6 protein-coding genes are annotated in these 6,352 nt (G+C 51.8%); 4 read left to right on the plus strand and 2 right to left on the minus strand.

Features of this window, described 5'->3' with window-relative positions; translation table 11 throughout:
- The first annotated feature begins 13 nt into the window (after positions 1–13).
- Positions 14–361 (plus strand): hypothetical protein, encoded by a 348-nt coding sequence (locus JWJ90_RS17055; protein ID WP_205228419.1) that lies wholly within the window; start codon positions 14–16, stop codon positions 359–361.
- A 153-nt stretch (positions 362–514) separates the two neighbouring features.
- Here JWJ90_RS17055 and JWJ90_RS17060 read toward each other — a convergent pair whose 3' ends face one another.
- Entirely contained in the window at positions 515–991 is a 477-nt protein-coding gene (locus JWJ90_RS17060; RefSeq protein WP_205228420.1) for a hypothetical protein, read from the minus strand.
- A gap of 416 nt (positions 992–1,407) precedes the next feature.
- On the opposite strand from JWJ90_RS17060, the gene JWJ90_RS17065 reads away from it, so the two are divergent.
- Genes JWJ90_RS17065 through JWJ90_RS17075 form a run of 3 tightly spaced genes read left to right on the plus strand, consistent with a single transcriptional unit; the run spans position 1,408 to position 4,801 of the window.
- Positions 1,408–2,343 (plus strand): hypothetical protein, encoded by a 936-nt coding sequence (locus JWJ90_RS17065; protein WP_205228421.1) that lies wholly within the window; start codon positions 1,408–1,410, stop codon positions 2,341–2,343.
- Complete coding sequence (locus JWJ90_RS17070) at positions 2,340–2,612, plus strand: hypothetical protein (protein ID WP_205228422.1); 273 nt, start codon at positions 2,340–2,342, stop codon at positions 2,610–2,612. Before JWJ90_RS17065 ends, JWJ90_RS17070 begins: the two co-directional genes overlap by 4 nt.
- Positions 2,609–4,801, plus strand: a complete 2,193-nt coding sequence (locus tag JWJ90_RS17075) for a DUF3631 domain-containing protein (protein WP_205228423.1) — start codon at positions 2,609–2,611, stop codon at positions 4,799–4,801. The genes JWJ90_RS17070 and JWJ90_RS17075 overlap by 4 nt, the downstream gene beginning before the upstream one ends.
- A gap of 251 nt (positions 4,802–5,052) precedes the next feature.
- Here JWJ90_RS17075 and JWJ90_RS17080 read toward each other — a convergent pair whose 3' ends face one another.
- Positions 5,053–6,033 (minus strand): DNA cytosine methyltransferase, encoded by a 981-nt coding sequence (locus JWJ90_RS17080; RefSeq protein WP_205228424.1) that lies wholly within the window; start codon positions 6,031–6,033, stop codon positions 5,053–5,055.
- Positions 6,034–6,352 lie beyond the last annotated feature (319 nt).

Raw genomic sequence — 6,352 nt, forward strand, 5'->3', positions numbered from 1 at the left:
AAAAGAGGATTTTATGAAAACGACCGAAACAAACAACCTCCCTGAAGAGCATGGCGGCTATCATGCCTTTTTCGATTTTAGTATCGATCCGGAAGAGACCAGACAACACCTGGAGCAGATTCAGGACAACAGCGCAGCTATTGGCACAATCACCAGGATATTGGATTTTATCGCCTTGATGCAGGCGCGGCCACGCTGCGAGACCTGTGGAGAATGGCACGACATCATTGCTGGACCTGGAGTTGTTGGCGGACTGCACCAGGCCCTAAGTGCTCTTAGTCTATATTCCGACCTGTTGGCCCATGAGGCTCAACGGGGGATTATTGAACACAAAGAGGACTTTCCACCAGCAACTCCGTAAAGCCCCTTTCCTCACTCTGAACAACTGATCACGCCCAGGGCAGTTATCAACCAATACTTGAGAACTGCCCTGCTTCCGGGCCAAAATAAATGAGATAAAAAGGACCATCGGATCCTAAAGACAGGTGTGTCTCCCAGAACATTTCTTGCTTTTTCATTGTGAGCGCCAATTATCGCCAAGGATCATGCAGTTAACATAATTGATAACAAGTTCTCGTTTATCCGCTTTAAGTGTAGTTATCTGCTTGTTGATACTCTCGATTCGGTTCAACATTTCAGAAATAGCGTCGTTCTCATCCTGTATGTCACGTTCGATGTATTTTTGTTCTTGCTCCTCACTGCATTTTCTCAAATCTTTGCGGAAGCTGGTTATTTCTTTTTTTGAATCCCGAATATCTTCTTTTATTTCACTAATTTCGTATTTTAGCTCGTCGAGCTGGCACTCGAATTCATGGCGAATTTCTTCATAGTGGGCAATAGCATCTTCCTTACCGCAATACCCAATTTGATCAAGATAGCTGATGAGGCATCTTTTTACGTCAGTCCACTTGCTCAGTTGCTCCCCAGCTGGCTGGAACATATCAAGCCTCATGACAGGGAATTTTTTAGTTGTCTTAAATAATCCAAACATGGCGTCTCCTGTGTCTATTGTTTTACTTTTAAACAATCTGACAGCTAATAGGTGCCATCGTAGCAGGATTAGTACCACTCCACCATCTTCATCGAACGGCATAGGGCAAACAACACTTGACAACTGCCTCACTTCCCGGCAAAGATAAGGACGCAGGCGCAAAAAACGTCTGCCGGGCTTGGTCGCCCGAACCCCAGGCGGACGCACCGCCACAACTCCAGTTCGGCGGTTTTTTTGCGCCCTGAGTACAGGCGCAGTGCGTTCGCAACATAGCTTGTCTTCTCTTTGGGGCGGCTATGTGGGAGGGGGCAACCCCTGCCGGTCCTGGGGCCGGTCGACCAACCCACATAGTCCGTCCCTTTTTGCGTTTGGTCGCGCAACAGGGGCTAAATATCCCATCACCCCAGGAGTAAGCTATGCATCACGCCACCAGTGCCTCCACTGACACGCCCAAAAACAGTCTTTCCACCCAGTCCGATCTTTCCCCCAACTCCACTGACCATTCTTGCGGATGTCGCAAGGTACTGCAGATTTCCGAGAGCATCACCTTGGTTGATGTCGTCCTGGAACGGGTCCGGCATCACCGGCGCACCAAGAAAGCCAAGAAGGCGGGTAAAGAAGGCATCCCGAACAACGTCGCTCAGCTGATCACCCAGGCGCTGGCCATTTCCCGCGCACGCCTGATGGACTACCGCGACCTGGTCGCCCAGGAGCAGAGTAGCCCGCAGAAGGTCATTCAAGATAACACCTGCACAACCGCCCAGCTCATGAAGGGGCTGCATCCAGGCGTGACCATTGGTGGGGAAGACTTGAAAGAACCCTATGAACCTATCGAGAAGCTGAAAACGCTTTTAACCTTGCTCTGGTCCAGTCAAGACAAAGAGACGCAAGAATTCACAATCAGTGTCAACCAGGTCAACTGGGCGACCATGCTTATGTCTGACCTGATTGAGGAGTCTGAACAACGGGCCATTGGCTACCGGGATCACTGCTATGGCCTGTACGCGGCAATAGAACCAGAAAAGCGAAACCTCCTGGACCTACCCTTTATCACTGTCCGACTTAAGCGCGGTCGAGAAAAAATAGACTGGTGGTATGTGCGGTCGACCGGTCACAAATATGAAGATGAAATTATTGGAGGGGCCTATGCCGTGGAGACGCTTCAGTTCCTGCTTACACCCGGCCAGGGAGACAGCCCTCTGATCTATCATATTTTTGCGGCCATGGGGAAAAAGAAGAACGCCGACATCGAACGCGGATTTATCAACACCCTGGTTGGATATGCCCGCAGAGGAGCGGAAGAAACCGCCTTGCCCATACCACACATGGAAATCGAGGAGGTGGACAGATGATCACAAATGAGCCCAGTTTCTCCATACTGCATAAAGATCCTTCCGCAAAAAATTACTACGGCAAGGCCAGCGAGGCGCTTTACATGGTCCGGGGCATCCTCGGTGTTTTACGCGGCGCTACTGATTCTGATTTCAACAGCATGGAGGTTTTCTCCGGGGATGTCACCCGAGCGGTTGAAGCGGCTCTTTTCCTCGCTGATATAGCACAGGAGCACGTTGATTCGTTGCATGCTCAGCTGTTATCGTCAAAGGATGAGGTTCAGCCATGAGAGAATATGTTGACCGCATCGGTGAGGCCCTGGGTGGTAAACAAAAAACAGGTGGTGGTTGGATCTGCCATTGCCCGGCCCATGACGACAAGAATCCTTCTTTATCGGTCGACCCGGGCGACAACGGCAAGGTAGTGGTGAAGTGCTGGGCTGGCTGCTCTCAGCTGGATGTCATCAGCGCTTTGCGGATCCGCGGGCTCTGGCCTGAAAATCCAACGTCGGGTAACGCCGCTAAGGAGGCTGGTCCCAGGAATCGGGCCAAAGAACGAAACAGGCAGAACAGCCCTGATCAAGATGAAATGATGGCCAGGGCTGCCAAGCGGTGGGCCGCTGCCACACCGGCCAGCAAGGAACATCCCTACCTTGTCCGGAAGGGGCTCAATGCTCCGGAGCTACGCCAAGAGGGGAACCTGCTTCTGGTCCCGATGTGCAACAAGGCGGGGGCAGTCTGCTCCCTGCAGACGATCAACCCCAATGGCCAGAAACTCTTTTTAAAGGGAATCCCCGTTACTGGCTTGTGCTGCTCCATTGGTACAAGCAATGATACTGCAAAAACCGTGTGCCTGGCCGAGGGCTGGGCCACGGGATCCGCAATCCACGCCGCTACCGGTTATCCGGTGGCGGTGGCCTTTTCCACATCGAACCTCAGGCATGTTGCCAAAATTATCCGTGCAAGACACCCGGGGAGCACAATTATTGTTTGCGCCGACGATGATCGGAAAGCAGATTCAAAGAAAAATCCAGGCATCGAGGCGGCAACTACTGCGGCAAAAGCTGTCGGCGGGCTACTGGCAGTCCCAGACATGGGTAAAAAAGCTGATTTTTGGGATCTGTGGCATAAACACGGGGCTAATGCTGTACAAGATGCACTTGAGTGCGCGCAGCCCGTCAGCGACCAGCAGGACGCCACAGCAAGCAAACCAGAGGAAGACGACCCGGAAGCCATGGTCCGCTATCTGGCGAGTTTGTCGGCCATTGAATACGAACAGAAACGGCGTGCAGTTGCCGAGGCCCTGGGGGTACGGGCCTCAGCCCTTGACCGAGCCGTAAAAGAGGCGGGGCAAGGCAAAGAAGAAAACAGCCTGCCCTTTAACGAGCCGGACCCGTGGCCAGATCCGGTTGAGCCTGGGGAGCTGCTGACCGATATTGCCACCACCATCCAGCGGTTCATTGTCTGCACAGATGAGATCGCCCAGGCCGTAGCGCTCTGGTCGGCCATGACCTGGTTTATCGATGTGGTGCAGATCGCTCCACTGGCGGTCATCACCGCCCCGGAAAAACGGTGCGGCAAATCGCAGCTGCTTTTTCTTCTGGGGAGGTTGTCGGCCAGGGCGCTGACAGCAAGTAGTATCTCACCTGCTGCATTGTACCGGGCTATCGATGCCTGGCAGCCAACCTTGCTTATAGACGAGGCCGACGCCTTCATGAAAGACAATGAGGAGCTGCGCGGAATCATCAACAGTGGCCACACCAGGGAGTCGGCCTATGTTATCCGCACCGTGGGTGACAACTTCACCCCGGCCAAGTTCAACACCTGGGGAGCCAAGGCCCTGGCTGGTATCGGCCACATTGCCGATACTATCATGGATAGAGCGGTAATCCTTGAGCTGCGTCGCAAGCTGCCCCATGAGGAGGTGGACCGGCTCCGCTATGCCGAACCCGACCTGTTTAACAACCTGCGCTCAAAATTGGCCAGATTTGCCGAGGATTACAGCGAAGAGGTGCGCCTGGCCAGGCCGCCCCTGCCACACTGCCTGAACGACCGGGCCCAGGACAACTGGGAACCACTCCTGGCCATTGCCCTGGTCGCCGGCGGTCAATGGCCAGTGATAAGCACCAGGGCGGCAATCAAACTCTCTGGCAACGAAAGCCCAACGCAAACCATCGGGGTGGAGCTGCTGGCAGATATCAAGCAGGTGTTTGAAGCAAAAGAGGTAGACCGGATCAGCACCGCCGACCTGATCAGGGCCCTTTGCGAGGACGAAGAAAAGCCCTGGTTGACCTATAACCGAGGAAAATCAATCTCACCCCGCCAGATGGCCAACAAGCTGAAAGGGTACGGCATCACCAGCACCACACTCCGCTTCCGCCATGTAGGAACAGCCAAGGGCTATGAAAGAAGACGATTCGATGAGGCCTTTTCCCGGTATATACCGGCGGCCTATGGGGTTCTATCCGTAACAGCGTAACAATCACGGAATTGCCGCATTTTATGGCGTAACGCCTTCCGTAACGTAACGGAAAGGTAGGGTAACAACAGAGGGGCGAGGCAATCAGTCAAGGCGGTAATGTTACGGAACAAGAATAGTGTTACGGTAACGGTTACGGGTGGTCTTTAGCTTATCTTTTTGTTTTATCGAAAATGTTACGCTGTTACGGATGGGTGCCCCAAAAGGTAACCACAAGAATTTTTAACCTTTGCAGATGGGGAACAAATAGCTCAAGCGTTAAGATCCGCCCGTTCAAAGGTTACGATAGGTTTCATTAAAATTTTTCCAAAGGCCGGGGGGACTGCGTTACCGATTACACGATATTTAGCTTCAAGCCCACCTTCGGGTTCGATAGACCTGGGAAATCCTTGAATTGCTGCACACTCCCGCCATGATAGTCGTCTGTTAAAATCGCCTTGTAAAGACCATTTGTCTTTAGATACAAAAATCATGGGGTCGCCCGCCGGGTGTAAGGGGACATGGGCAGCATTGGCAACTATTGTATAGCTTTGTTCCTTCCACGAACGCTTGCGGTTTCTTGTGAGGAAATGACCATGAAACCTTTTGTCTAAAAACTCCCCTTTAGGATCAAGGGGCATCCCCCCTATGGCGTCCTTGAGTGTTTTTAAGGGTAACGCATTTGGTCCGTGAGTAGGCGGCTCGAACTCATAATCAAAATCTTTGGCAATGTCTTTGCGTACCCCGACAATGAAAACCCGTTGTCGAGACTGTGCAACACCGTAGTGCATTGCGTTCATGAGAGAATGGCTAACCTCATACCCCCGTTCTCTAAAACCGGAGAGTTGCTGATCAAAAAACCACCCATTTTTTGCGCTCACCATCCCCCGGACATTTTCAACAAAGAAATAGCGAGGCTGTGTAGTCTCAAGAACTCTAAGGAACTCCATGTAAAGAAAGTTGCCTTCAATTTCCATCAAATTGCGGTCATTTTTATGCTTCCAGCGTCTTCGAGCTGCAACACTGAACCCGGTGCAAGGGTAGCAACCTATTAGTAAGTCCGCGCATGGGAATTTTTTAACGTTACGAACATCACCTAATATAAATTCTGTGTTTGGCATTAGCTGCCGATACGTAGATGCTGCTACGGGATCAACGTCATTGGCCCAGATAATATCGATACCAGCTTGTGACGCGCCGTAATCGAATCCTCCGCAGCCCGAGAATAATGATATAGCTTTTAACTTGCTCATGATAGATGGCGGTGTGGCATTTAACGTTATCAGCGGGTTAAAGTTGAGCCGTTAAACAGCATCGCTATAAAGGGGGAGCCTGTCGTCAACAAATTCATCAGCCCTACCGCTGAGCAACAACATCAGCCTCACCCTATCAATAAAAATTGATACTATTTTGGCAGCCTGGACCCAATGCCCATTCGCATCTCTACAGCCACGCCCGCTTTGAACCGGTTGCGTTTATAAATTTGCCATGAGGCGGTACTTGCGGGGGTAATTTCACCATTCTGAGGAAAAATCCCGAAGCACTGCTGTTGTTTTGTACCAAACTTTCTGA

This window comes from Desulfobulbus rhabdoformis, from assembly GCF_016919065.1.
GTDB lineage: Bacteria > Desulfobacterota > Desulfobulbia > Desulfobulbales > Desulfobulbaceae > Desulfobulbus > Desulfobulbus rhabdoformis.